Genomic DNA, 24,150 nt, shown 5'->3' with positions numbered 1-24,150 from the left:
TCATGGGTTCCATTTGTTGGAGAGTGCAGGCCGCACGGTTTTCATGTCCGGCAGGTTCTCGAGGAAGTTGTCCGGGTAGTAGCCGAAACTGGTGGCGCCCTGACGCTTGAGGCGGCCCATCCAGTCGGCCAGTTGTGCGCCGTCGATGTCGGCCTGGTCCTTTTTCGTCCAGTCCCGGGCCTGCAATTCGAACACCGTGCGATCCAGCGCACCGGGGCGCTGTTTGATCTTCGCTACCAGCTCTTCAAGCCACGGACCGGATTGCGCATGGGTCTGTTTTTCCATGAGCGGCATGGCCATCGGCGCCGTCCAGTCGTAGCTCACGAGGAAGTCGTCGAGGTTCTGCGCGAACCACGCTTCGCTGTGCGGATTGAGCACCGGCTCGGCGAAGATGTTCCGTGCGGTGAGCACTTGCGGGCCACGAATCGCGCGCACCTTGGCGGTCAGCTCATTGGTGAAGTCGATCAGGTAGCGACTCTTGAAGCGCGTCCAGCGCTGCATCGCCGCCGGATCGTCACGCAGGGCGGCGATCGAGCCCGGCAGACCGTTGGCGGCATAGGCCTTCAGCGCCTGAGGGCCGGCGTCTTCGAAGTCCGAAAGCACCGCGTCGTCGTGGTAGAGAATGCCGTCGACCGAAGTCAGGCGCGCCACGTCTTCGTAGATCTCGCCAATGATCCGCCGCACTTCGGGATCGAACGGCGACAGGCGTTTGTATTGATCCGGGTCGACAGCGGTCGTGCCGGTTTTCGGATCCCAGCGCGTCACCCGTGGCAGCTTCGAATCCAGCTCGAAACTCAGCACCGGCATCCACGCAAAGACCTTCACGTGAGCCCGGGTGCGCAATTGCCAGGCGACGCGGTCGAACAGGTCGGCGCGCATCGGCAGATGACGGTTGGGGAAGTACAGCGAATGCACCAGGCCATCGCCCTTCGGATCGGCGAACGCTTGCAGGAACACCGTGTTGGCGCCCATGTCGGCCATGCGCTGGATCAGTTTGCCGAGGTTGATTTCCTGCTGCGCCGGATCCGGGTCGTAGACGTTGTCCAGGTCCACATGCACGACGCGCATGGTGAAATCCGATTGCACGCCGACCACGCTGTTGGCGAAGTGCTCGCCGTCAGGGTCGGAAGCCACCAGGAAACGCGGCCCGCTCATCAGGTTGTCGAGGGCATCGAGGCCGTCATCGAGGGTCAGGGCCATTTCATAGCCCTCTTCGCTGACCACGGTCAGCGATGTGCCGTCCGCCGTCCCGTAAGGCCAGACCCAGATGCGCGGCTTTTTACCGGTGTTCTTGCGGATTTTTTCCGAAATGGCCTGCACGTCAGCGCGGATCCGCGCCTGGAAATCGGCTTCGGATTCGTAGCGTTTGCTCACCGGATCGTAGCGTCGGGTCGCGGCCGCCGGCTGCAGGTTGCCTTGCGGGTTGGCGAGGATGCCTTTGTGGCTGGCGTCGGTGTGGGCGGCGATTTCCACCAAGCCCGATTGGGAGATTTCCCGCACTTGAGCCCAGGTCAGGAAGTCCGAGCGCGGACGCGGCGTGCCAGCGAAGTCCACCGGTTGGTTCAGCGGCGTATCTATCCAGGTGCCGACCGGCGCCAGCAGCGCATGCCAGTTGTAGGCGCGCAACACCGGCAGTACGCGGGTGTAGAAGCTTGAGTAACCGTCGTCGAAGCTGAGCAGGATCGCCTTGGGCGGCAGTTCCGGCCCGCCTTTGCGCGCGGCCATGATCTGGTCGACCGTCACCGGTTTGTAGTTGTTCTCCCGCAACCAGGCGAGCTGTTCGAGCAGGCGCTCGGTGCGCACCGCCACCACTGCCTGATCGGGATCACGGTCTTCGACGTCGTGGTAGGCAATGCCCAGCACGTGGTTTTTCGGCCAGGGCTTTTCATTGGCTGCCAGCGGTCGCTCGGACGGCGGCACGAAGGCCGGGGCTTGCTGGGCGCAGGCGCTGACCAGCAGCACTCCCAGCAGAAGGATGAAACGCGAAATCAAAGGCATCTTCAAACTCTTCTAGAAGCGGAAAGTGAGGTCGACGAGCAGACGCAGATCGGTTTCCCGGTCACCGTCGTAGGGCCGGTTGATCACGCTGAACAAACCGCCCACCTCGAACACGTCGTTCCAGGCGTAGCGCTGGCCGTAACCGAGCAATGCCATGCCGCCGGTGCCGTGATCACGCTGGCTGTAAGTACCCGCACCGGCCTGGAACTGCTGGCTCCAGACGGTTTCGTAGCGGTGGTACAGCACGTGATTGACGTTCAGCAGCGGCATGACGCTGAAGTCCGACTTCGGGTTGAAGTACGGCACGTCATCGGACTTGGAGTTGTGGCTGGTGCCCACTTCCAGGCCCGCGTCGACTTGCAGGTTCGGCGCGCTGTAGACGCCCTCTTTTCCGGTCAGCAAGGCTTCGACGCGGTTGTTGCCGTCGCTGAAGTGCGACGGGCTGACCGACAGCCGCCACTCGCGGCTCTCGTTGGCGCGCCAGCGGATGAAACCGCTGCCGCCGTTGGCCTTGATGTCGCTGTTCAATGCCCGCAGCGGGGTCTCGGCCAACAGGTATTCGAGGCTGCCGCCGTATTGCCAGTGATCGTCGATGTCGCGGGCAATCGCCAGACGCGCGCCCTGCTTGTCGCCGAAACCATAGGAATGGTTCGACACTTCGGCTTCGAGGGTCATGTCGCGGGTGCGACGCTCCAGACCGACACGCTGGAAGCGATGGTGGCCGGTGCCTTCGGCGAAATCGCCAGTGGCGTATCCGGCCCCGGCGAACACTCGCCAGTCTTCATTGATCGGCGGGCTGTAAAGGGTGGTCTGGATGCCGAAATCCCGGCTGCCGGTAACCGCACCGGCATCGCCACCGTTGCCGCCGTTGGCCTTGCCGCCGTAGGCCTCGACGCGCAGCTCGGACATGTCGTGCACTTCGCGCTCACGGGCCAGACGCTGGACCTGACGGTTGTCGGGGAAACGCGCCACCACGTCATCGGTCAGCGCATCCATCTGCCGCCATTCCTGCAAGTCCATGGCGGTGCGGGCCTGTGCGACTTCCAGGCCCATGTCGCGCGGCGCGATGCTCTCGGTTTCCTTGAGCTGATTTTCCGCGCGGCGCGGCCAGTTGCGGGCCAGGTACAAGTCCGCCTGGGCCAGGCGCAGGCCGATGTTGCCCGGCGCCTGATCCACCAGGGTCTGCAAGCGTTCTTCGCCGTGAGGCAGGTCGGAACCGTAAGTGCCGGCCTGCGCCGCCAGTTGCTGGGCGTCCATCCATTCGTCGTTGGGGTTGCCGATCGGCAGGCCCTTGAGTTCGATGCGCGGTTTCTGTGTCTTCGCCTGATCTTCAGCGACTTTGCGCGCCTCTTCGGCGCGGTCGCTTTCCAGCAGCGCGTAATACAGCGCCGTGGTGTCTTCGAGTCGGTCGCCGACATCGGCGTCCGGCGCCGCCAGCACCTGACGGTAAAGATCGGTGGCGATTTCCGGCTGCCGCTTATCCAGATAGGACGCCGCCACCCAGCGCAGGGCGTAGGTCGGAATCTTCACGCCTTCGGCTTGCAGCTTCTGGTATTCGCTGATGACTTCGGCGGTGCGCGCCCGGGCCTTGAGTGCGCCCATGCGGTCGATGCGCCAGCGGGTCACGTCGTCGTGGGCAGTGGCGTCCGGGGTCCAGGTGGCGAGCAACTGGTCGTAGTCGGCCAAGGCACGATCGGCGATCACGTAGCGTTCTTTTTCGCTGCGGGTGGCCAGTTCGGCAAGGCGCACGCGTTCGGCGGCCAGATCGCCTTCCAGACGCCGCAGGGTGACGGGATCGATCAGCCCCGGACGCTGCTTCGCCAGACGCAGCGCCGGTTCCGGCAGACGCGCCTTTTGCAGGGCGACCACGTATTCGCGGGCGACTTCCGGTTTGTTGCCGGCGCGAATGAAAGCCTGGTCGTATTCGAACAGCGCGTCGTACGGCTTGCCAGCGCGATTCAGGGCGTAGCCCAGCGCCAGTCGGCGGGAAGGATCATCGGGTTTGGCGGCGACCAGCGAACGGGCGCGGATCCCCCCTTCGTCAGGCTTGCCGGAATCGGCCTGGGTCAGCGCCAGACCGAGTTGCAGGTCGGCGTTGTCCGGCTCCAGGGTCAGGGCTTTGTTGTAGACCTGGATCGCCTGATCCCAGCGTTTGAGGTTGCGGTAGGCCCGGGCGGTGGCGGTCAGCGCCTGAACCGGCAGTGCCCGGCCACGACCCTGAGTCTCGTAGACCTGCACCACTTCGGCGTCGAGCCCGGCCCAACCGGCAATTTGCAGGTGATCGCTGACCTGGCCGGTGGTGGCCTGGGCCGGCGGCACCTGACGCAAAACGGTCAGCGCGGGCGTGTAATGCCCGGCCCGGGCGTCGAGCACCATGTGATCGTAGGCCGTATCGGCCAACGCGAACGCCGGCCAGAGCAACTGGCTGCACAGCGCGACTCGAAACAAAGGGCGTAAACCACGATGTAATACAGGAACATCAATACGCGGCATTCGTCAGCATCCTTACATGGCCAGCCGGGTAGCAACGCCCCCCCCTTGCCCATTTCGTAACGGAGGCCAAGCAAAAAACGCTCAGCCAAGCTTATCCAAGCAGTCTTGCACGCAAGCGTAGATCAATATTCAGAACACAATAATTGTTCAGATTCGTGACGAAGGATTTCCCGACCGGCCGCAAACCCGGACGCCAGACAGCAAAACGCCCGGCGTCTGCGGGTGCAGAGGCCGGGCATTTCGGTGACGCGCGGGGCGTTTACTGAGGCTGTTCGATGCTGCCGAACTTGCTCATCAGGAAGCCGACGAACTGCTCGACGGTCATCTTCTGGCCGTTGAATTCCACCTGATTGGCGGCGTAATGCAGTTTGGTGACAACGTTGGTGCCATCCAGGGTCGCCAGCTGCGAACCGACGGCCATGCCGGCGAACATGTCGGCGCCAGCGCTGGCCTGGTCAACGATGGCCTTGGCATCGGTCTGACCGTCGATTTGCGCCTGGACGCTGAGCAGATCGACCAGCATTGGCTTAGACACCAGCACATTCACGTCAAGCAGCGCGATCAGCTGTTTGCCCAGTTGATCCGGCGGCAGGTCCATCGACTGTGGCTTGGCCAGATCGAGCACCAGACTCGCGCGGCTTTCGCCGTTGGCGGTTTTCAGCGACAGGTCTTCCAGTGCCAACTGCGGCCCGGCTGCCAGCAGTTTCTGCAGGTCGGCCTTGACCTGGGTGGACTCGGCCTCGGTCAGGTTCAGCTCCGGTGCCGGCAGGCCGGCGGCGGTGGCTTCGGCAGCAGCTTTTTCGTAAGGCTGGAGCTTGGTCTGGTAGATCTGCATCAGCGACATGGCCGACGGAATGTCGAGGTTTTTCAGGCTCATGGCCAGGTTGGCCGAACCGATCTTCTTGTCGTTGAGGGTCACTTCGCCGACCTTGTAGTCGGCACGGCCGGAGGCGTTGCTGCCGTTCTCTTCGGTGCGGTTCTTCATTTCGAAGTTCTTCACGCCCAGCACCGATTGTTTGACGCCGAAGGTGGTCTTGCTGCTGGTCAGTTCCAGGGTGTTCTCGCCGGTGTAATAGCCGTAGGTGCTCTTGACGAGGTTGCTGGCCAGGGTCAGGCCATTGAGTTCGATCTGCACCGGCGCCTGATCTTCAGCGACCGTGGTCAGGTGCAGGCTGTCCATGTAGCCGTTGGCCTTGACCTTCTGCGCCTGGGCGCTGGCGGAAATGTCCATGTTCAGGCCGGAAAACTTCAGGCTCGACTTGTCGTCCAGTGCGGCTTCCAGCGGCAACAGTTCGAGGTTGCCGGTGGTGGACTGGTCGTAACCGATGTTGACCACACCTTTGAGCGGCGCGGCACCCTTGGTGGCGGCAAACCATTTTTCGGTGATCGGGGTCTTTTCCAGTTCGTAGTGACTGGTGGCCATGACCGGTAGCCATTTGAGCGACACCAGTCGCGAGAACGGCAGCGGGCCGTGTTCGATATGGTCGACAAACAGCAACTCGACCGGCGCCTCGCCGAACATTTCACCCTCGCCCTTCAGGCGATAGTGCGCGGTGCTGCTGAAGGTGTTGCGCTCAAGCGATACCAGTTCCAGCGACGCACTGCCGTTGGAGCCGGCCATGGCGGTCTGCAACTCGCTGTTGGCGTTGGCGACGGCATTGTTCAGCACGCCTTCGATTTTGGTGCCGGTGTACCAGGCCCCGCCTACGCTGATGGCGCCGATGGCCACAACAATTCCGAGAAGCACGCCTGCTGATTTATTCATGAATGACCTGATCGATTTCCGTGGCTGAAAGTGTGGTCGTCTTCCCTGAACCCGTGACCGGGCCGTGGCGCGACTCCGCTGAATTTAGCGGTGGAGATTAGCACTGGCAGTGCGACGCGGCCCAATGTTTAAAGGTTAAAGAGTGTCGACAAGTCATGGACAAACAAAAAGATCGCCGGGTTCGGCGATCTTTTCGGGATCAGGAATATTGCACCTCGATCTCATCGAGCTGATGGTCGAAGCTTTTCAGCCGCGCGGTCCAGGTGTACACCAGCACTTCGAAATCCCGGTCGATCACCGCCCCGCCCGGCCCGTCGCTGCGCGGGTCGCAGAAGTCCAGCTGATAGCGCTCGCGGGCCATGGCCGTGGCGACGTCCGACAGTTCGCGGGCGTTGTTGAGCCAGTGCCAGCCGTCGTCGGCGACTTGCCGGTCGAGGGCCAGACATTGTTTTTTCAGGGCTTCGAGGCTTTTTTCCAGCGGCGTGCCGGTGAGTTCGCCCATGACTTCGGCGAAGGTCCGCCCCGGTTGCCAGTAGCTGCCCCAGAAGTAGCGGTCGAACACGGTTTCGACTTTGCGCAGCGCGACTTTGGTGTCCCAGATCAGCAGCAGCGTCTTGCTCTGCTCAAGCTGGCGTTTCTTGAGTCGCTGGCTTTGCACCAGCGCCGACGCCACGACCACGATCGCCATGACCGCGATCAGCGCCACGGTGCTGTCGAGGAAGACCATTGCCTTGTCGATCTGGTGGGCCAGCATGATGCCGTAGAAATAGGTGGCCGACAGCAGCACCAAGGCTACCAGGGCGCACCAGAAGCCGAGAGCGTAAGGGTTTTTCATTATTGGTTTCCCCTAGACCTGCGCTAGCGATGTGCACTGAAAAGGCGCCTGGTTCGGGGCGCCCTTTCAATACTTCAAAGCATAGCAACGGCCTCAGGGTTTGCTGGCGCTCGAGGCTTGCGTTCGTCCGCTTTCCCAACCGCCGCCCAGGGCGAGGAACAAATCGATCTGGCTCATGGCAACCTGGGTGTTGGCGGCGGCCAGTTGCGCGGTGACGTCGGTGTAGGTGCGGGTGGCCTGCAGGTCGGCGAGGAACGACTCGCGGCCGGCCTGGAAGAAGCGGTGCGTCTGGTCGGCCGCCAGTTTCGCCGACTGCTCGGCATCGGCCAGCGCATCGCGGCGTTGCAGCAGCGCGGAGTACTGGGACAGGCCGGTCTGGGTTTCGCGGATAGCGTTCAGCACGACACCGTCAAAGTGCGCCAGCGCGCCCTGGGTTGTGGCTTCGGCTTCGCGGATACGGGCCCGGGCGCCGTTGGTCGGCACACTCCAGCTCAGCGACGGACCGAAGCCCCAGCGGTTGGTGGACGGTTTGCCAAGGTTGTCCAGAATACCGACGGTGCCGATTGTCGCGCCGAAACTGATGTCCGGGTACAGCTCGCCGGTGGCGATACCGACTCCAGCCGTCGCGGCCGCCAGACGCCGCTCGGCCTGGCGGATGTCCGGCCGACGCTTGAGCAGCGCAGCGCCATCGCCGACCGGCACCAGTTGAGCGATTTTCGGCAGTTCGGCGCAGGTCGCGGTGCCGGCCGGCAATTGATCGACAGGCTTGGCCAGCAGCATCGACAGCCGGAACAACCCGGCCTGCCGCGCCGCCTCATAGCGCGGCATGTCGGCGCGTAGGGATTTGAATTGGGTCTGCGAACGGGTGACCTGGGTTTCGTCGCCGCGCCCGGCATCGCGCAGACGCTGGATCAGGGTGGTGCTCTGGGATTGCAGGTCGAGGGAATGCTGGGCGATTTCCCGTTCCTCGTTCGCCGCGCAGACCTGGGTGTAGGCCCGCACCACGTCGGCGACCAGGGTGATGCGCGCGGTATCGGCCGCGGCCTGGGTTGCGTCGGCGTTGGCCTTTGCCGCTTCGATCCCGCGTTGCAGCGTGCCCCACAGGTCGAACTGGTAGGACGCGCTGATACCGATATCGCCGATGTTGGCCACCGGTACTTTCTCCGGCAGCAGGAATGCCTCGCCGGATTCCTGCAAGCGTTGCGCGCCCATCTTCACGCCGCCGCTCCAGCCACCGGCCGCCTCGGCTTCATCGACCTGCGCACGGGCCCGCGACAGGTTCGCCGCTGCCACCCGCAGATCGGTGTTGGACGCCATGGCCTGCTGCACCAGTTGATCCAGGCGCGGATCCTGATACAGCCGCCACCAGTCCGCCGGCACCGGGGCCGACACCACCGGCTTGCCGGCCACCGCCAGGTCGCCCTGGAAATCCTTGCGCTGGATCGCCGCGTCTTCGGGCACGTGGTAGTCCGGCCCGACCATCGAGCAGGCCGACAGCATCATGCCCAAACCGGCGATCATCAGGGCCCTGCTCATTTGGCGGGCTCCTGCGGTTGATCGTCGATGATCGACACGGTGGCGGTGCGCCCGGCGATCATGCGGAAGTCATCCGGCACGTCGTCAAAGGCGATACGCACCGGAATCCGTTGCGCCAGTCGCACCCAGCTGAACGCCGGGTTGACGTTGGGCAGCAGGTTGCTGCCGCTCGAACGGTCACGGTCTTCGATACCGGCAACGATGCTTTCGACATGCCCGCGCAGGCGGGCGCGGTCGCCGATCACACGGATATCCACCGACTGCCCGATGTGGATGCCGTCGAGTTTGGTTTCTTCGAAATAGCCGTCGATGTGGAACGAATTGCTGTCGACCACCGACAGCACCGGACGCCCGGCGGTGACGAATTCCTGCGAGCGCGGCGCACGGTCGTTGACGTAGCCGTCCACCGGGCTGCGGATCACCGAGCGATCGAGGTTGAGCTGAGCGCTGTCCACCGCCACCAGCGCTTCGGCCAGGGCCGATTGCGCGCGGGCCACTTTCGACTGGCTTTCTTCCAGCTGTTCGGCCGGCACCAGATTGCCCAGACCACGGTTACGCTTGGCTTCACGCTGCGCCTGGGCGAGGGTTTCTTCGCGATCAGCGACCGCCGCCTTGGCCTGGCGCAACGCCAGTTTGAAACGGTCCTGGTCGATGCTGAACAGCACCTGGCCGCGTTTCACCAACTGGTTGTCCTTCACTTCGACCTGCTGGATCAGCCCGGACACGTCCGGAGCGATCTGCACAATGTCGGCGCGAATGTGGCCGTCGCGGGTCCAGGGCGCGAACATGTAATACATCACCATGCGCCAGACCACGACGACGGCGAAAGTCACGATCAGCAGCGTCAGGACGACGCGACCGAGGGTCAGAAACGGTTTTTTCATGTCATCAGGTATCGACTGAGTGAATCCACGCCGTACAGCATCACGGCGTAGAGAGCCACGTTGAACAATGCCCGGTGCCAGACCAGACGGTAGAAATGCAGGCGTGTGAGCACGCCGTGTACCAAAACAAACAGCACATAAGTGATGCCCATCAACACCAGCAGGGTCGGCAGGAAAATGCCGCTGATGTCCAGATCACCGATCATAGGGGCGCTCCTTCGGGCAGCGGTTCTTCGGGCTCGGCACTGGAAACGAATTCCACGCCGGGCAACAGCGCCAGGCGCAAACCGCTCAAGGCGTGCAACAGGTTTAGTCGGGTTTCTTCATCGCCGTGGCCGTTGAGCGCACGACGGGTGCGATCCATGGTCATCAGCAAGGCGCTTGGCGCCGGCAAGCGTTCCCCGGCCTTGAGGCAGGCCCGGAAATATTCGCCGACCTCTGCCACCACTTGCTTGAGCAATGCGTTGGGCGCGCCCGTCACTCGCGGTGTATAGGCGAGCAGGTCGAGCAGGTTCAGCCCCACGCGTACTTCGCGCATGGCGATGCCGGTGTCCTGGCCGGTCAGCGCCAGACGCGGCAGGTGCTGCATCAGGCGGTCGAGCAGTTGCACGCCCAGTTGCCGGTGTTCGGCGAGGTTGGCCGGTTCGGTCATGCTGACGATGTCTTTCCAGCTGAAACGGGTCAGGCGCTTGGCCGCCAGCTCGGCGCCGAACGGCCGGGCGATCAGCGTCCAGATGAACGCGAACAACAGCCCCATCGGGCCCGCCAGGTTGGAATTGACGAAGGCGAAGAAGTCCGCGTCGTAAGCACCGGAAATGCTGATGAACGACGAGGTGTTGACCAGCGTCAGCAGCATGCCGAGGTAGAAACGTGGCTGCACCGTCAGGGTGCCGACACAGATGAACGGCACCGCGAACGCCAGCACCAGCATCGGGAAGTCATGCAGGTTCGGCAGCACCAGAAAGAGGTAAAGGCTGGCAAACAGCACCGACATCCCGGTCCAGAAAAAGAACCGGTAGATCTGCGGCGCCGGGTCGTCCATCGAGGCGAAGAAGCTGCACGACACAGCCGCCAGAATCACCGCACTGCCGCCGTCGGTCCAGCCCAACAGGATCCACAGTACCGAGGCGACGATAATCGCCAGGATGGTCGAGGCCACCGAATACAGCATCAGCCCACGGTCGATGAATGGCGTCAGGCGACCGAGGCGCCAGTGACGATAAACCGCGCGCCAGCTATCCTGGCGCTCGCACAGGATCGAGTCCTGCAGACTGCGGCAGTCCTGCCACAGATCGATGAATTCGCCGAGGCGGTACAGCGCATTGGAAAACAGCAACTGTTTGCGATCTTCGAGGGCTTCGGCGCTCGGTTGCAGCGCTTCGAGCTGATCCCGCAGGGCTTGCCAGCGGTCGAGATCGGCGTCTTTGTGGCCGAGCCATTCGCGGGTCGCGGTGAGCAGCGGCGCGAACTTTTCCACCAGCTCCGGCGTGCGCCGTTCGAGGGCGTACAGCGAATCCTCAAGGGCATCGATCACCGGCAGCAGGTGGATCATCCGCCCACGCAGTTCCTTGGTGTTGCGCACCGTCTGCGGCCGCGCGCCTTCGTGCGGCAACTGGCCGATCATCAATTCCAGGCTGTTGAAACTGCCAACCATGGCCATGCGCAGGGCGGTGACTTCTTCGGGTTGGACGTCGCGGCTGAGGAATTTCAGGCTGTAGGTCGTGGCGTCGGCGAACCATTTGCCCACGGCATCGTTGAACACCGGTGCCAGGCGCCGTGGCCAGAACATCGCACCGACCACCGCCGCCACGGCGATGCCGAGAAAGATCTCTTCGGTCCGCGACTCGGCCACGTCCCACACCGCCAGCGGGTTATCCACCACCGGCAGGGCGATCAGCGGCAAGGTGTAGCCGGCCAGCATCAGCGCGTAGTTGTTGGCGGTGCGCAGGTGCAGGGACAAGAACAACAAAATCCCCGTCCACAGGGCGATGACCACCACCAGCACGTACGGGCTCTGGACGAACATCGGCACGAACAGCACTGCCGCCGCCGCACCGAGAAACGTGCCGATCGCGCGATACAGCGCCTTGGAGCTGGTCGGGCCGAGGAACGGGCTGGAAACGATGTACACCGTGGCCATCGCCCAATAAGGACGCGGCATTTGCATGAGCAAGGCGATGTACAGCGCGATCATCGAGGCCGCGAACGTGCGGATCCCGTAGAACCAGTCCCGCGCCGGGGGCATGCCGGAAAAGAACCCGTTCACGGATTGATCACCGTTGGCGGAGTGGCCGCCTCAAAAGCTCTCAGTACCCGAAGCGTAGCCTCCAGATCGCGCTGGTCGATGCCTTCGAGCACTTCATGACGCAGGCGCACCAGTTGCGCTTCGACCGCTTGCACCAGCTCACGGCCGGTGTCGGTCAGGCTCAGGCATTTGGCGCGACGATCCTGGGCATCTTCGGTGCGGCAGACAAAACCGGCGTGACACAACTGGTCAAGCAGGCGCACCAGCGACGGCGACTCCATCCCCGCCGCCTGCGCCACCTGCACCTGGCGCACACCCTCGCCCAGCCGCCCGATCATCAACAACGGGACGGCGCAGGCTTCGGAAATTCCATAGTTGACCAGCGTGGTCTGGCAGATCTTCCGCCAATGCCTGGCGGCCACCACCATGGCACTGCTGATGTTCATCTGGAGAGCGTCGAGGTTATTCGGCACGAGGGAATGCACACACTGTTAGTTTGCTAACTATCAATATCGCATTGGTGGGGAAATTCAGTCAAGTTTTGAAACAAATTGGGTTGCGTGCTTCAGCTCAGCGTCTTTTCGCGTTTTCGTAGACGTCGCCTCGCTCGCGCTTACCCACGGCGACTACCGAGACAACCACTCGCTCTTCGATCACTTGGTAAACCAGTCGATAACCGGACGCTTTGAGTTTGATCTTGTAGCAATCAGGCATGCCGTGGAGGGAGTCAGCCGGAATACGGGGACGCTCAAGACGCTCAGCCAACTTCTTTTTAAATTGATCACGCAACGTATGACCCAGTTTGTTCCACTCTTTGTGAGCGGAAGGCAGAAATTCGAGCTTATAGGTCATCCAGGCTTACCGGTATGGGAGTCTCGTGACTGCGAGAACGAACGATTTCTGCCAACTCGAGATCATCGAGCCGCTCCATCATGGCTTCGTAAACGTCAGCCGGCACCATGTAGCCCATGACCCGGTTGTGATTCAGGACAGCAACTGCTCCTCCGTGCGCGCCGTTTAGCACTGCGGAGGGGTTTTTCTTCAGTTCAGAAACACTGACAGCCATATCGGCCAGAACACTTTGCATAATAAAAGACCTCAATTGAGGTCGTAATTCTGGTCTAAGGAAGCATTACTGGCAACCGGGTGAGTTGATTCAGCTTACGAACGGCAAGCTGATAATTACCCCCGCCCCTTCCTCAACATCACATCCAACTGATCCACCACCTCCGCCCAATCCGCATCATCGAGAATCTCGTCCCGCAGGAAATCCGCCTGGCTCTTGGTCCAGAAAAACGCGTCGCACAGGTGCAGTTCGGGCTTGAGCGGGGAATGGGTGGCGATGAACTGGTCGATGCTGACCGGGTCGCTGTCCAGGCCGAGTTGCTTGAACAGGGATGGGAGGCTGTGCGTCGGGTTTTCCATGTCGGAACTCCTGCGAGATTTATAGGGTGTGAAAGATTTTTCTCGAGCAAGCTCGCTCCCACAGGTTTGGCGCAGAACCTGTGGGAGCGAGCTTGCTCGCGATTGGCGTCGGCACAGACGCTAAAAAACCTACTGACTCAACTCCCGCACCTGCGCATGCGGCACCATTTTCAGGAATTCGGGCATGCTCATGTGCAGCAGGTTGTTGTGGTTGCCGGCTTCCAGGTAGATGTCCTTCTGCCGGGTCAGCAGCGGGTCGATGACCATGTCCAGGCCGTAGGAATCGCCCAATGGCGGCACCGCGCCGCGCTCACAGTCGTCGAAGATGTGCGCCAGATTGCTTTCGCGGGTGATTTGCCATTCGCCGCTGCTGCGCACTTTGCTCAAGTCCAGGTGGCAGCTGGCGGGCAGCACCGCCATCAGGTAGTGCCCGTGACGGTCGTCCAGGATCACCGATTTGGCCACCCGTTCTGCGGCAATCCCGGAGACCCGCGCCGTTTCCAGGCTGCTGGACGAGTGCGGGTGGGTGACGATGTCATATTCGCATTGCGCCCGGTTGAGGCTGCTCTGCACTTTCTTGGCCATACGCATGATGCACCTCGGTGCCCGCCGACGCGGCGCGGCGGACGGTAATGAAACGCTGTGGCTGTCCTTGAAAGTCTAGTCCGGCGAGCTGCAAACACCGGGAAATCCGCCCACTGGCGAGGCAGGCGAATTGATCAAAAATCATCCAGCCGCAGCCTCAACTAGACTGTAAGAACAAGCCCTGACTCTCGCGGAGGGTCACGTGAACATCCGTTGCTGTGCGCTTGCCCTGTTTCTGCTGAGTGGATCGGTGGTTGCGGCAGACAGTCCGTTTACCGCCGTCAGCCCGGTTGGCCTGTGGCTGATCATCCTGGGCATCACGTTTCTGATCGCCGAAGCCGCACTGCCCAACTACGGGGTGATCGGCCTCGGCGGCATCGTCATGTTCGTGATCGGCGCGCTGATCCTGAGCAACGCCGAACTGCCGGTGCCGATGATGATCGGCCTCGGGCTGGTCAGCGCCCTGTTGCTGATCGCATTGCTGATCCGTGCCCTGAAAACCCGACCGCGCCAACCGGTCAGCGGCGATGCCGGCCTGCTCGGCAGTGTCACGGCGGTGACGGTGGTGCAACCGGAAGACAGCCGCAACGGCTGGGTGCAATTACAAGGAGAACGCTGGCAGGTGCTGAGCGCCACGCCGCTGCACACCGGGCAACCGGTGCGGGTGGTCGGGCGCAAGGGCCTGTTGCTGCAAGTGTCCGCGACTGACGCGGCACCGCTCGGAGAGTGATCATGGGTCTGCAAATCGGTTTTGTCGCGCTGCTGCTGTTGCTGATCGCCCTGGCCGGCTCGACGTTCCGCATCCTGCGCGAATACGAACGCGGCGTGGTGTTCCAGCTCGGACGCTTCTGGCAGGTCAAGGGGCCGGGGCTGATCCTGCTGATTCCGGTGGTGCAGCAAATGGTCCGGGTCGATCTGCGCACCATCGTCCTCGACGTGCCGCCACAGGACGTGATCACCCGCGACAACGTGTCGGTGAAGGTCAACGCGGTGCTGTATTTCCGCGTGCTCGACCCACAGAAAGCGATCATCCAGGTCGAAGATTTCCTCATGGCCACCAGCCAACTGGCCCAGACCACCCTGCGCGCGGTACTCGGCAAACATGAGCTGGACGAACTGCTGGCCGAGCGCGAACGCCTGAACATCGACATCCAGCAAGTGCTCGACGCCCAGACCGACGCTTGGGGAATCAAGGTCGCCAATGTCGAAATCAAGCACGTCGACCTCAACGAGTCGATGGTGCGCGCCATCGCCAAGCAGGCCGAAGCCGAGCGGGAGCGGCGCGCCAAGGTGATCCACGCCGAAGGCGAATTGCAGGCCTCGGAAAAACTCATGCAGGCCGCCGAAATGCTCGGTCGCCAGCCCGGCGCCATGCAGCTGCGCTACATGCAGACCCTGAGTTCGATTGCCGGCGACAAGAGCTCGACCATCGTCTTTCCGTTACCGATCGAACTGCTCAAGGGGATGGCGGATCTGTCGGCGAAATCGTGAGCGCGCGCAAGCGTTCCAACGCGGCATAGGGCGCACGGGCGCAATGTTCGACCCGTGCCTGCAACAGCGCCGATGCTTCGCGGCGCTTGTGTTCGCCATCGACGACAAAGGGTTGTGACGGCTGCTTCGCGTGCTGCGCCGTCGCCGCCAGCGCCTGTTCACACTGCGCGCCGCTCAGCTTGAAAAACCGCGCCAGCCGCCCGCTTATCGCGTCGGGCAATTCGCTGTAATTGAGCACCAGCCCGGCAGAATCACGGCAATGCACCCACCCGGCCTCCAACAGGCGCCCCAGCCGCCGGGCGATGAAATCCTCGCGGCCCACGAACGGCAAATCATCGTCCAGCACACAATCGCCGAGCGCACCCGGCACCATGTGCAGGCCGGGGCGACGCAGGTGCGAGACGGCGATTTCCAGCGGATCGCGATAGACAAACAGCCACGGCGTATCGGGGAAGCATTGCTGCAGCAACGGCCATTCACCGATGCTCCAGGCGTCGAGTTTGATCACCAGTCGCTGCTCCGTACCGCACCGCCGCTGACCGTACGCCGAAAGCAATCCGGCGATGGCCGCACGGCGTTCTTCGTCCGGCAGAGCGCTACGCAGCAAGGCATCTAGGGGCGGCGGCTCCGAGACCACGATGTGATCGTCGAGCCGGGCGAGCATCTGGCTGATCAGCGTCGAACCGCATCGCGAGGCGTGCAGGATAAAGGCACTCGGCGGCAGACCCGGACTGAGCGCTTGCCAATCCATGAGCGTCGACAAGGGTGTTTGCCGGCGGAACGCCTGATTGAACGGCAGACGCAACGCGTCTTCGACGGCCTCACGAAAGAACGGCTGATACAGCGGCGTGTCGCCAAACCAGCACCAGTCGACCTGCCATTGCCCGGCAGTTTTCCAGATGCGGATCGGCAACCAGCCGTCGAAATTCACAGACGCCATTGTTCGTTCCATGAGCGACGGCCGTTACGCATCGCCGCCAGCAGTTCTTCACGGGAAAAATGCAGACCGCGCTCAGTGGCCAACGCCAGCGTCTGGTCGATGAAGGTTTCGGGGTCGTGCAATGCCTGCAACGTTGCGGACAGCAACGGATCCGAGACCAGCAACCGTTGAAATCGCTGCAGCGCCGTCTCCGCGCCATCGGGCAGCGGAGTGCTCGGCAAACCGTCAACAATCATCTGCTCCAGCCAGGGCGCGGGGCGGCAATCGAGCACCAGATGAACCCGAGCCGTGCTGTCGCGATTGTCGACCCGATGCGGCCGGGCGAGATCGAGAAACCAGCATTCTCCCGCCGTCATCGGCATCCGCTGGCCGTCGAGCCAGAAGTCCACGGCGGGCGGACTGAGCAGTGGAATATGCAGGCGCAAATCGGCGTCCGCACCCTCAAGATCGTAGTCGCGATGCTCATGAATCTGCCCGCCCGGCCCTAGTCGCAGCAGCCGCGCACTGACGATTTCCAGCGGCAGATCCCGCAGCGCCTGCTGCCAGCGACGATCATTCAGCCAAGGGGTGCGTTGCACGGGTTCGGCACTGCCGGGGGACAGTTCGGTCAGCGCGTCGGCGGCGGAGATCAGCGCCACGCCGCTCCAGTCGCCGGCGAAATAAGCGGTGTTGAAATGACCGCGCCAGGCAGCGTCGTCAATCGCCGCCAGCGCCTGCAACAGCAACGGCAGGTCCACCGTCACCGGCAACCGTGAGAACGCCAGCCGGCTCATGCCTTGGGCAACACCGCAGTTTCGCCGAGCCAGGTCAGCAAGCGGTCCAGACAGGCTTCGACCGTCAGCGTGCCGGTGTCGAGCACCAGCGAAGCCTGGGCCGGCGCCTCGTAAGGTGCCGATACGCCGGTGAACCCGGCCAACTCGCCGCGTCGGGCCCGGGCGTAATGCCCTTTCGGATCGCGCTGCTCGCACACCGCCAGCGCGGCGCTGCACCAGACCTCGCGATAGTCCTCGTCCAAACGGCGGGCAAACACTTCGCGCAGATCCGCCAGCGGCGCGATCATCGCCAGAATCACGATCTGCCCGTTCTCCACCAGCAACGCTGCCAGCTCACTGGCGCGGCGGATGTTTTCCAGGCGGTCGGCATCGGTAAAACCCAGGTCGCGGTTGAGCCCGACCCGCAACCCATCGCCATCAAGCACCACGCTTTGCAGACCGCGACTGAACAACTCGGCATGCAACGCCTGGGCAAGGGTCGACTTGCCCGCCGCCGGCAGACCGGTCAGCAGCATCGCCGTGCCGCGATGGCCGTTGCGGGCCTCGCGTTGGGCACGGCTGATACTGGCGGTCGGCGCCAATACGTCACTGCGCGGAGGCATGGGCCACCGGCACCGAAATATTCCCCGAGGCCCACGCAGCTTCGCGGTTGGCCAGGGCGGTGGCAATCGACTGGACTTCGGTCGACTGCACCTGATCCGGCAGCGGGTCGAGACCAGCGCTGGCGAAAATCTGGCCGTAGGCATTGCGCAGATCGGCGTAGGACAGATCGCGCCGCAGATCGGCCTGCAAGGTGTTGAGCTCGCCCTGAATCAGGTCCAGCTCACCAATGCCGTCGGCCTGACGACGGTTACGCAACTGACCGACGATTTGCCCGTCGATGTCCGACAGTTGCTGGTTGGTCTTGAACTGGCGCAGCGCCTCCTGATAGTTGGCGTTCGCCACGTAAAGCTGCGCCAGCACTGCAATCGACATCGCCTGGCGCCGTGCAGCAGCGACTTCTTCACCGGCCTTGGCCACGTCGATGGCCGCCGGGGCAGAGATCACGTTGAACAGGTTCCAGGTGACCTTCACGCCGTAGTCGGCCCAGCCCTGCTCGACCAGAAACGAGTTGCTGTCGTAATGTCCGCCGGCGGAGAACTCCAGGCCCGGCAGCAGACGCAGCATGGCCTTGCGGGTTTCGGCGGCGCTGATCCGGGTCTGGTAATCCTGCTCGCGCAGTTCCGGACGGCTGGTCAGGGCTTCCTGTTCGAGTTTGCTCAGATCGACCTTGAGTTCCGGGATCTGATAACCGTCATCGGTGGCCAACGTCAGGTTGGTGCCCAGCGGCAGGTTGATCAGCGTCGCCAGTTCGGTTTTCGCCAGCGACAGCGCGCGGCGTTGTTCTTCCAGTTGCCGGGTCGCTTCGATCAGCGAACGCTGGTAGCCGAGGGACTGCACCGGATCGCCGATGCGCTGTTCGCTCATGCTTTCGCTATTGCGCCGGGCGGTGTCGACCCGCGCCATCAGGCTGTCGATCTGCTTGAGCAGGCGTTCGGCGGCCATCGCCCGCCAATAGGCCGAGCGCACGTCCTGAACGATGGTGTTGATCACCTTGCGCCGGCGTTCCTGAACGATCAGGCGCTGGTCGCCCTGCTGCTTGGCGCTGATGTAGCTGACGCCGAAATCGAGGACGTTCCAGACCATGGTCAGGTCGGCGACGTCGCGGTCGCGGTCCTGAGAGGTCGACGGTTCCAGGGACTGGGTGCCGGTGCGCACACTCTGGCTGCTGGAGGCGCTGACGTTGTTACGCCCGACGTAACCGGCGTCCAGCGCCATGCGCGGCAGCATGTCGAAACTGGCGAGGTCGAGCTGCCGCTTGGCCAGCGCTTCCTCCATGATTTTCAAGCGGCCTTCGAGGTTGTATTTCACCGCGCGGGCCATGGCCTGGTGCAGGGTCAGCGGACCGCTCAGCGGCTCCTGGCCCTTGTACATGCTCTGCAGGTCGGCCCGGGCCCGTTGCTCGCTGACGCTGCGTTCGATCGGTTCACTGGTCACTGCACATCCGCTGATCGCCAGCGCCAGCAGGCTGGCGCCGAACAACTTCTGACTTTTCTTCATCCCTGGATCGCCCCTAGGTCCCGCATATATTGAGTTGTAATGTTGGTCAGGCCGGCATTTCGCTGATGCCGACCTGTTGCAGCGCCGCCGCCAGGTTGTCGACCCGGTGCTGCTCGCTGTCCTTGATCTGTTGCAGTTGCTGGCCAAGGGTCGGCGCGCCGAACACATCGCGCAGGCCTTGGGAAATATCGCCGCCCTTGATCGACTGGCTGCCGAAGGCATTCAGCGAATCGCGCTCGGTGCTGCTGTCCTGATTGAACAGGCTCGACAGCGTGCTGCTGCCGAACACCCCGCCATCGCCGCCGCCGAATCCGAGGAAGCCATGACCGGAACCGTCACCCAGGTTGTCGCTGCTGCTGAAGACCTGGGCAATGAAGCTCGGGCTCAGCGCACCGCGATTGATGAAAATATCCCCCAGCGGACGGATGCCGTTGCCGATCACCCGCTGCTCGAACAACGGCGCGAAAGTCAGCGGCGAACCGAGGTCGCCGGTGGGCGGCGTGAAGACGATCGGTTGCAGCGGAACGTTCGGCGGTGGTGGCGGCGCGACCGGATCGCTGCTGCGGAATTCCGGATCCGGCGTCACGACGATCAGCGGAGAAGTCGGTATCACAGGAGGCACAGGCACCACCGGCACCGTGTTGATCACGTAATTGGCGGAGCTGCTGACACTGCTGCCACTGTTGCCCGACAGGTCGCTGACCCCGGCCGTGTTGAGGCTGATCGCATTGCTGGCGCTGTTGACGTTGGCGTTCGGCGTCAGGGTCGCCGTCCAGGTCTTGCCACCGTCGCTGCTGCTCAGGTTGGACAAGGTGCCGTTGGCTACGCTGAGGTCCGACAGGTCGAAACCGCTCACCGCTTCATTGAAGGTGATGGTCACCTGCGAAGTCTGGCCGACGCCCAGGTTCGGATTGGCGATCACCACCGTGGCGGTCGGCCGCTCGCTGTCGAGGGCGTAGTTGTTCGACACCGCCACCGTGCTGCCGGCATTGCCCGCAAGGTCGGTGACGTTGCTGGTGTCCAGCGCAATGAAGTTGCTCGGGTCAGTGACATTCGCGGTCGGCGTGAAGGTCGCGGTCCAGGTCTTGCCGCCATCGCTGCTGGTCAGGTTGCTCAGGTCGCCGTTGGTCACGCTCAGGTCGGACAAGTCGAAATTGCTCACCGCCTCGCTGAACGTGAAGGTCACCGTGGTGCTCTGGCCGATGCCCAGATTCGGATTGGCGACCACGATGTTTACCGTCGGCCGGGTCGCATCGAGGATGTAGTTGTTGGAGATGGCGATGCTCGCCCCGAGGTTGCCGGCCAGATCCTGAACACCGGCGGTGTCGATCAGGATCAGGTTGGTCGGGTCGTTGACGTTGGCTGTCGGCGTGAAGGTCGCGGTCCAGGTCACGCCGCCGTCGCTGCTGGTCAGGTTCGACAGCGAACCGTTAGCGACGCTGATGTCCGACAGATCGAACCCGCTCACTGCTTCGCTGAAGGTGATGGTTACGGTGGTAGTTTCACCGATGCCCAGCCGATTGTCGGCGACCACGATGGTGGCGGTCGGCAGCGCGGTGTCGATCGCGAAGTTGTTGGAATCGGTGTTGCCGACGCCACTGTTGCCCGACAGGTTGGCCACCCCGGCGTTGTTCAGGGTGATCAGGTTGCTGCTGTCGGTGATGTTGTTGGTCGGCGTGAAGGTCGCGGTCCAGGTGATGCCGCCGTCGCTGCTGCTGACGTTGCTCAACGTGCCGTTGGCGATGGTCAGGTCGCTGTTGTCGAACCCGCTGACCGCTTCGCTGAAAGTGATGGTCACCAGCGAAGTTTCCCCGGCCTTGAGCGCAGTGTCGGCAACCACAATGGTGGCAGTCGGCACTTGGGTCTGCACTTGGTAATTGGCCGAGTTGGTGGTGCCAGTGCCGGTGTTACCGGCCAGGTCGGTGATGCCGGTGTTGTTCAGGACGATCAGGTTGGTCAGATCGGTAACGCCGATGTTCGGCGTGAAGGTGGCCGTCCAGGTGATGCCGCCGTCGCTCGACGAAACGTTGCTCAGGGTGCCGTTGGCAACGCTCAGGTCGGAGTTGTCGAAACCGGTGACCGCCTCGCTGAAGGTGATGGTCACCAGCGCGGTTTCGCCGGGCCGCAGGTCGCTGTCGGTCATGACGATGGTCGCCGTCGGACGCTGACTGTCGACCGCGTAGTTGTTGGAATCGGTGGTGCCGCTGCCAGCGTTTCCCGCCAGATCGGAGATGCCGGTGTTGTCCAGGGTGATCAGGTTGGTGGTGTCGGTGATGCCCGCCGCCGGCGTGAACGTCGCGGTCCAGGTGATGCCGCCGTCGCTGCTGCTCACCGCGCTCAGCGTACCGTTGGCGATGGTCAGGTCGGCATTGGTGAAACCGGTCACCGCTTCGCTGAAGGTAATGGTCACCAGGCTGGTCTGGCCGACGCCGAGCGCCGTGTCGGCGACCACGATGGTGGCGGTCGGACGCACGGTATCGATCGAATAATTGTTCGAATCGGTGGTGCCGCTGCCGGCATTACCCGACAGGTTCTGCACGCCGGAGTTGTCCAGCGTGATCAGGTTGGTGGCGTCGGTGATGTTGGTGGTCGGCGTGAAGGTGGCCGTCCAGGTAATGCCGCCATCACTGCTGCTCACCGCGCTGAGCGTGCCGTTGGCAATCGTCAGGTCGGCGTTGGTGAAACCGGTCACCGCCTCGCTGAAGGTGATGGTCACCAGCGAGGTTTCGCCGATTTTCAGCGCGTTGTCGGCAATGATGATGGTCGCGGTCGGCACCACGGTGTCGATGGTGTAGTTGTTGGAGTTGGTCGTGCCGCTGCCGGCGTTGCCCGAAAGGTCGGCGATGCCGGTATTGGCCAGCACGATCAGGTTGGTCGCGTCGTTGACGCCCAGGTTCGGCGTGAACGTTGCCGTCCAGGTTATGCCGCCGTCACTGCTGCTCACGGCGGTCAGCGTACCGTTGGCAATGATCAGGTCGGCGTTGGTGAAGCCGCTGACCGCTTCGCTGAAGGTAATAGTCACCAGCGAGGTTTCGCCGGCAGTGAGGTTGCTGTCGGCGACCACGATGGTCGCGGTTGGCCGCACCGTATCGATCGCATAATTGTTGGAATCGGTAGTACCGCTTCCGGCGTTGCCCGACAGGTCGACGATGCCGGTGTTGTCCAGGGTGATCAGGTTGGTGGTGTCAGTGATGCTGGCGCTCGGGGTGAACGTCGCGGTCCAGGTGATGCCGCCGTCGCTGCTGCTGACCGCGCTCAACGTGCCGTTGGCGACCGTCAGGTCGGCGTTGGTGAAACCGCTGATCGCCTCACTGAAGGTGATAGTCACCAGCGAGGTTTCACCGATCCGCAGGTTGTTGTCGGCCACCACGATGGTCGCGGTCGGGCGCACGGTATCGATGGCGTAATTGTTGGAGTCGGTTGTGCCGCTGCCGGCGTTGCCGGTCAGATCCGCGATGCCGGTGTTGTTCAGCGTGATCAGGTTGGTCGCGTCGGTGATGCTGGCGGTCGGCGTGAACGTCGCCGTCCAGGTAATGCCGCCGTCGCTGCTGCTCACGGCAGTCAGCGTGCCGTTGGCAATGGTCAGGTCGGCGTTGGTGAAACCGGTGATCGCTTCGCTGAAGGTGATGGTCACCAGTGAGGTTTCGCCAATTTTCAGGGCGTTGTCGGCCACCACGATGGTCGCGGTCGGACGCGCGGTGTCGATCGCGTAATTGTTGGAATTGGTGGTGCCACTGCCGGCGTTGCCGGCCAGATCGACGACCCCGGTGTTATCCAGGGTGACCAGGTTGGTGGTGTCGGTAATGTTGGTGGTCGGCGTCAGCGTGGCGGTCCAGGTGATGCCGCCGTCGCTGCTGCTCAGGCCGGTCAGGGTGCCGTTGGCCACTGTCATGTCGGCGGTGGTGAAGCCGCTGACCGCTTCGCTGAAGGTGATGGTCACCAGCGACGTTTCACCCACTGCCAGATTGGTGTCGGCCACAACAATGGTCGCGGTCGGGCGCACGGTATCGATCACATAATTGGCCGAATCGGTGGTGCCGCTGCCGGCGTTGCCGGCAAGGTCAGCGATACCGGTCTTGTCCAGGGAGATCAGGTTGGTGGTGTCCGTGATGCTGGCCGTCGGGGTGAACGTTCCGGTCCAGGTGATGCCGCCGTCGCTGCTGCTCACGGCGCTCAGCGTGCCGTTGGCGATGGTCAGGTCGGCGTTGGTGAAGCCGGTCACCGCCTCGCTGAAAGTAAAGGTCACCAGCGAGGTATCGCCGATCTTCAACGCCGTGTCGGACATCACGATAGTCACGGTCGGCCGTGCGGTGTCGATCGCGTAATTGACCGAGCTGGTCGTGCCGACGCCCGCCACGCCATCGCTGATGGCGGTCACACCGGTGTTGTCGAGGGTGATCAGGTTGGTGCTGTCGGTAATGTTGTTGGTCGGCGTGAAAGTCGCGGTCCAGGTCAGGCCGCCGTCGCTGCTGCTGACCGATGTCAGCGTGCCGTTGGCAACCGTCAGGTCGGCGTTGGTGAAGCCGGTGACTGCCCGGCTGAAGGTGATGGTCACCAGCGAGGTTTCGCCGATTTTCAGGGCCGTGTCGGCCATCACGATGGTCGCGGTCGGTGGTTCCACATAGGCGGTGTTGAGTGTGCCGCCGTTGTTGTAGATCGCCGCGAAGGCCAGCGGTACAGAGCCCGTCACGCCACCGCCCAGTTCTGCGCCGCCGGAACCGCTGCCGGCCGCGTTGCCGCTGATGGCGCTGAAGTTGGCAGCGGTGATCAGTACCGTGCCGCCCTGGTTCCAGATCGCGCCGACACCCCGTCCACCGTCGCCGCCGTTCAGGTTGTTGCTGCCCTGGCCGCTGCCGCCACCACCACCGCCGCCCGCGCCGATGTTGTTGCTGATGACCGAGGTGCCGACGATTTTCAGCGTGCCGGTGGAAGCGTTGTAAATGCCGCCGGCCGCATTGCCGCCGACGCCGCCAACCTTGTCCCAGCCAGCGCCGCCACCGCCGCCACCGATGGAAATCGTGCCGTTGCTGGCCGTGCCGCCATTGCCGCCATTGCTGTAATAGGACACGCCCACCCCGCC

The 24,150-nt window shown here is 63.1% G+C and carries 20 protein-coding genes; 2 read left to right on the top strand and 18 right to left on the bottom strand.

Going from position 1 to position 24,150, the window contains the following annotated elements:
- The 13 genes from pgaB to K5E37_RS25440 form a co-directional block, all read right to left on the bottom strand.
- Positions 1-1,998: a poly-beta-1,6-N-acetyl-D-glucosamine N-deacetylase PgaB gene (pgaB, locus tag K5E37_RS25500; RefSeq protein WP_221535464.1), complete on the bottom strand. Its 1,998-nt coding sequence runs from the start codon at positions 1,996-1,998 to the stop codon at positions 1-3.
- A gap of 12 nt (positions 1,999-2,010) precedes the next feature.
- Positions 2,011-4,491, bottom strand: a complete 2,481-nt coding sequence (gene pgaA, locus K5E37_RS25495; RefSeq protein ID WP_221535463.1) for a poly-beta-1,6 N-acetyl-D-glucosamine export porin PgaA — start codon at positions 4,489-4,491, stop codon at positions 2,011-2,013.
- A gap of 259 nt (positions 4,492-4,750) precedes the next feature.
- Positions 4,751-6,256 carry a YdgA family protein gene (locus tag K5E37_RS25490; RefSeq protein WP_221535462.1) on the bottom strand — a complete coding sequence of 502 codons (1,506 nt, stop codon included), beginning with the start codon at positions 6,254-6,256 and terminating at the stop codon, positions 4,751-4,753.
- Between the two features lie 199 nt (positions 6,257-6,455).
- Complete coding sequence (locus tag K5E37_RS25485; RefSeq protein WP_007957651.1) at positions 6,456-7,091, bottom strand: hypothetical protein; 636 nt, start codon at positions 7,089-7,091, stop codon at positions 6,456-6,458.
- A 93-nt stretch (positions 7,092-7,184) separates the two neighbouring features.
- Positions 7,185-8,627 carry an efflux transporter outer membrane subunit gene (locus K5E37_RS25480; protein WP_085608556.1) on the bottom strand — a complete coding sequence of 481 codons (1,443 nt, stop codon included), beginning with the start codon at positions 8,625-8,627 and terminating at the stop codon, positions 7,185-7,187.
- Positions 8,624-9,511: an HlyD family secretion protein gene (locus tag K5E37_RS25475; protein ID WP_007957655.1), complete on the bottom strand. Its 888-nt coding sequence runs from the start codon at positions 9,509-9,511 to the stop codon at positions 8,624-8,626. Before K5E37_RS25475 ends, K5E37_RS25480 begins: the two co-directional genes overlap by 4 nt.
- Positions 9,508-9,717, bottom strand: a complete 210-nt coding sequence (locus K5E37_RS25470) for a DUF1656 domain-containing protein (RefSeq protein ID WP_007957657.1) — start codon at positions 9,715-9,717, stop codon at positions 9,508-9,510. The genes K5E37_RS25475 and K5E37_RS25470 overlap by 4 nt, the downstream gene beginning before the upstream one ends.
- Positions 9,714-11,777 carry an FUSC family protein gene (locus tag K5E37_RS25465; RefSeq protein WP_221535461.1) on the bottom strand — a complete coding sequence of 688 codons (2,064 nt, stop codon included), beginning with the start codon at positions 11,775-11,777 and terminating at the stop codon, positions 9,714-9,716. Before K5E37_RS25465 ends, K5E37_RS25470 begins: the two co-directional genes overlap by 4 nt.
- On the bottom strand, positions 11,774-12,202 hold the full coding sequence (locus K5E37_RS25460) for a MarR family winged helix-turn-helix transcriptional regulator (RefSeq protein ID WP_011331882.1): 429 nt from the start codon (positions 12,200-12,202) through the stop codon (positions 11,774-11,776). Before K5E37_RS25460 ends, K5E37_RS25465 begins: the two co-directional genes overlap by 4 nt.
- 124 nt (positions 12,203-12,326) lie before the next feature.
- Positions 12,327-12,608, bottom strand: a complete 282-nt coding sequence (locus tag K5E37_RS25455; protein ID WP_115076110.1) for a type II toxin-antitoxin system RelE/ParE family toxin — start codon at positions 12,606-12,608, stop codon at positions 12,327-12,329.
- Positions 12,598-12,843: a type II toxin-antitoxin system Phd/YefM family antitoxin gene (locus K5E37_RS25450; RefSeq protein WP_039773014.1), complete on the bottom strand. Its 246-nt coding sequence runs from the start codon at positions 12,841-12,843 to the stop codon at positions 12,598-12,600. The genes K5E37_RS25455 and K5E37_RS25450 overlap by 11 nt, the downstream gene beginning before the upstream one ends.
- Positions 12,844-12,938: 95 nt before the next feature.
- On the bottom strand, positions 12,939-13,181 hold the full coding sequence (locus K5E37_RS25445) for a DUF2789 domain-containing protein (RefSeq protein WP_221535460.1): 243 nt from the start codon (positions 13,179-13,181) through the stop codon (positions 12,939-12,941).
- Between the two features lie 129 nt (positions 13,182-13,310).
- Positions 13,311-13,772 carry an aminoacyl-tRNA deacylase gene (locus tag K5E37_RS25440; RefSeq protein ID WP_221535459.1) on the bottom strand — a complete coding sequence of 154 codons (462 nt, stop codon included), beginning with the start codon at positions 13,770-13,772 and terminating at the stop codon, positions 13,311-13,313.
- A gap of 196 nt (positions 13,773-13,968) precedes the next feature.
- On the opposite strand from K5E37_RS25440, the gene K5E37_RS25435 reads away from it, so the two are divergent.
- Both K5E37_RS25435 and K5E37_RS25430 read left to right on the top strand, forming a co-directional pair.
- Positions 13,969-14,496, top strand: a complete 528-nt coding sequence (locus K5E37_RS25435) for an NfeD family protein (RefSeq protein WP_221535458.1) — start codon at positions 13,969-13,971, stop codon at positions 14,494-14,496.
- A gap of 2 nt (positions 14,497-14,498) precedes the next feature.
- Positions 14,499-15,257 carry a slipin family protein gene (locus K5E37_RS25430; RefSeq protein WP_007957673.1) on the top strand — a complete coding sequence of 253 codons (759 nt, stop codon included), beginning with the start codon at positions 14,499-14,501 and terminating at the stop codon, positions 15,255-15,257.
- Here K5E37_RS25430 and K5E37_RS25425 read toward each other — a convergent pair.
- The 5 genes from K5E37_RS25425 to K5E37_RS25405 all read right to left on the bottom strand — a co-directional run.
- Positions 15,223-16,197 carry a sulfotransferase family protein gene (locus tag K5E37_RS25425; RefSeq protein ID WP_221535457.1) on the bottom strand — a complete coding sequence of 325 codons (975 nt, stop codon included), beginning with the start codon at positions 16,195-16,197 and terminating at the stop codon, positions 15,223-15,225. The two genes, K5E37_RS25430 and K5E37_RS25425, sit on opposite strands and share 35 nt — an antisense overlap.
- Positions 16,185-16,970, bottom strand: a complete 786-nt coding sequence (locus tag K5E37_RS25420; RefSeq protein ID WP_221535456.1) for an aspartyl/asparaginyl beta-hydroxylase domain-containing protein — start codon at positions 16,968-16,970, stop codon at positions 16,185-16,187. The genes K5E37_RS25425 and K5E37_RS25420 overlap by 13 nt, the downstream gene beginning before the upstream one ends.
- On the bottom strand, positions 16,967-17,572 hold the full coding sequence (cysC, locus tag K5E37_RS25415) for an adenylyl-sulfate kinase (protein WP_221535455.1): 606 nt from the start codon (positions 17,570-17,572) through the stop codon (positions 16,967-16,969). Before cysC ends, K5E37_RS25420 begins: the two co-directional genes overlap by 4 nt.
- Positions 17,556-19,070, bottom strand: coding sequence for a TolC family protein (locus K5E37_RS25410; protein ID WP_007957681.1), 1,515 nt, complete (start codon positions 19,068-19,070; stop codon positions 17,556-17,558). Before K5E37_RS25410 ends, cysC begins: the two co-directional genes overlap by 17 nt.
- Before the next feature lie 46 nt (positions 19,071-19,116).
- Positions 19,117-24,150, bottom strand: a 5,034-nt coding sequence (locus tag K5E37_RS25405) for an S-layer family protein (protein ID WP_221535454.1), incomplete at its 5' end; no start/stop codon positions are given.

The organism is Pseudomonas sp. RIT778 (assembly GCF_019718735.1).
GTDB classification, from domain to species: domain Bacteria; phylum Pseudomonadota; class Gammaproteobacteria; order Pseudomonadales; family Pseudomonadaceae; genus Aquipseudomonas; species Aquipseudomonas aphyarum.
Note: the sequence above shows the minus strand (reverse complement) of the source record. Positions and strands in the feature narration are given on the sequence as shown.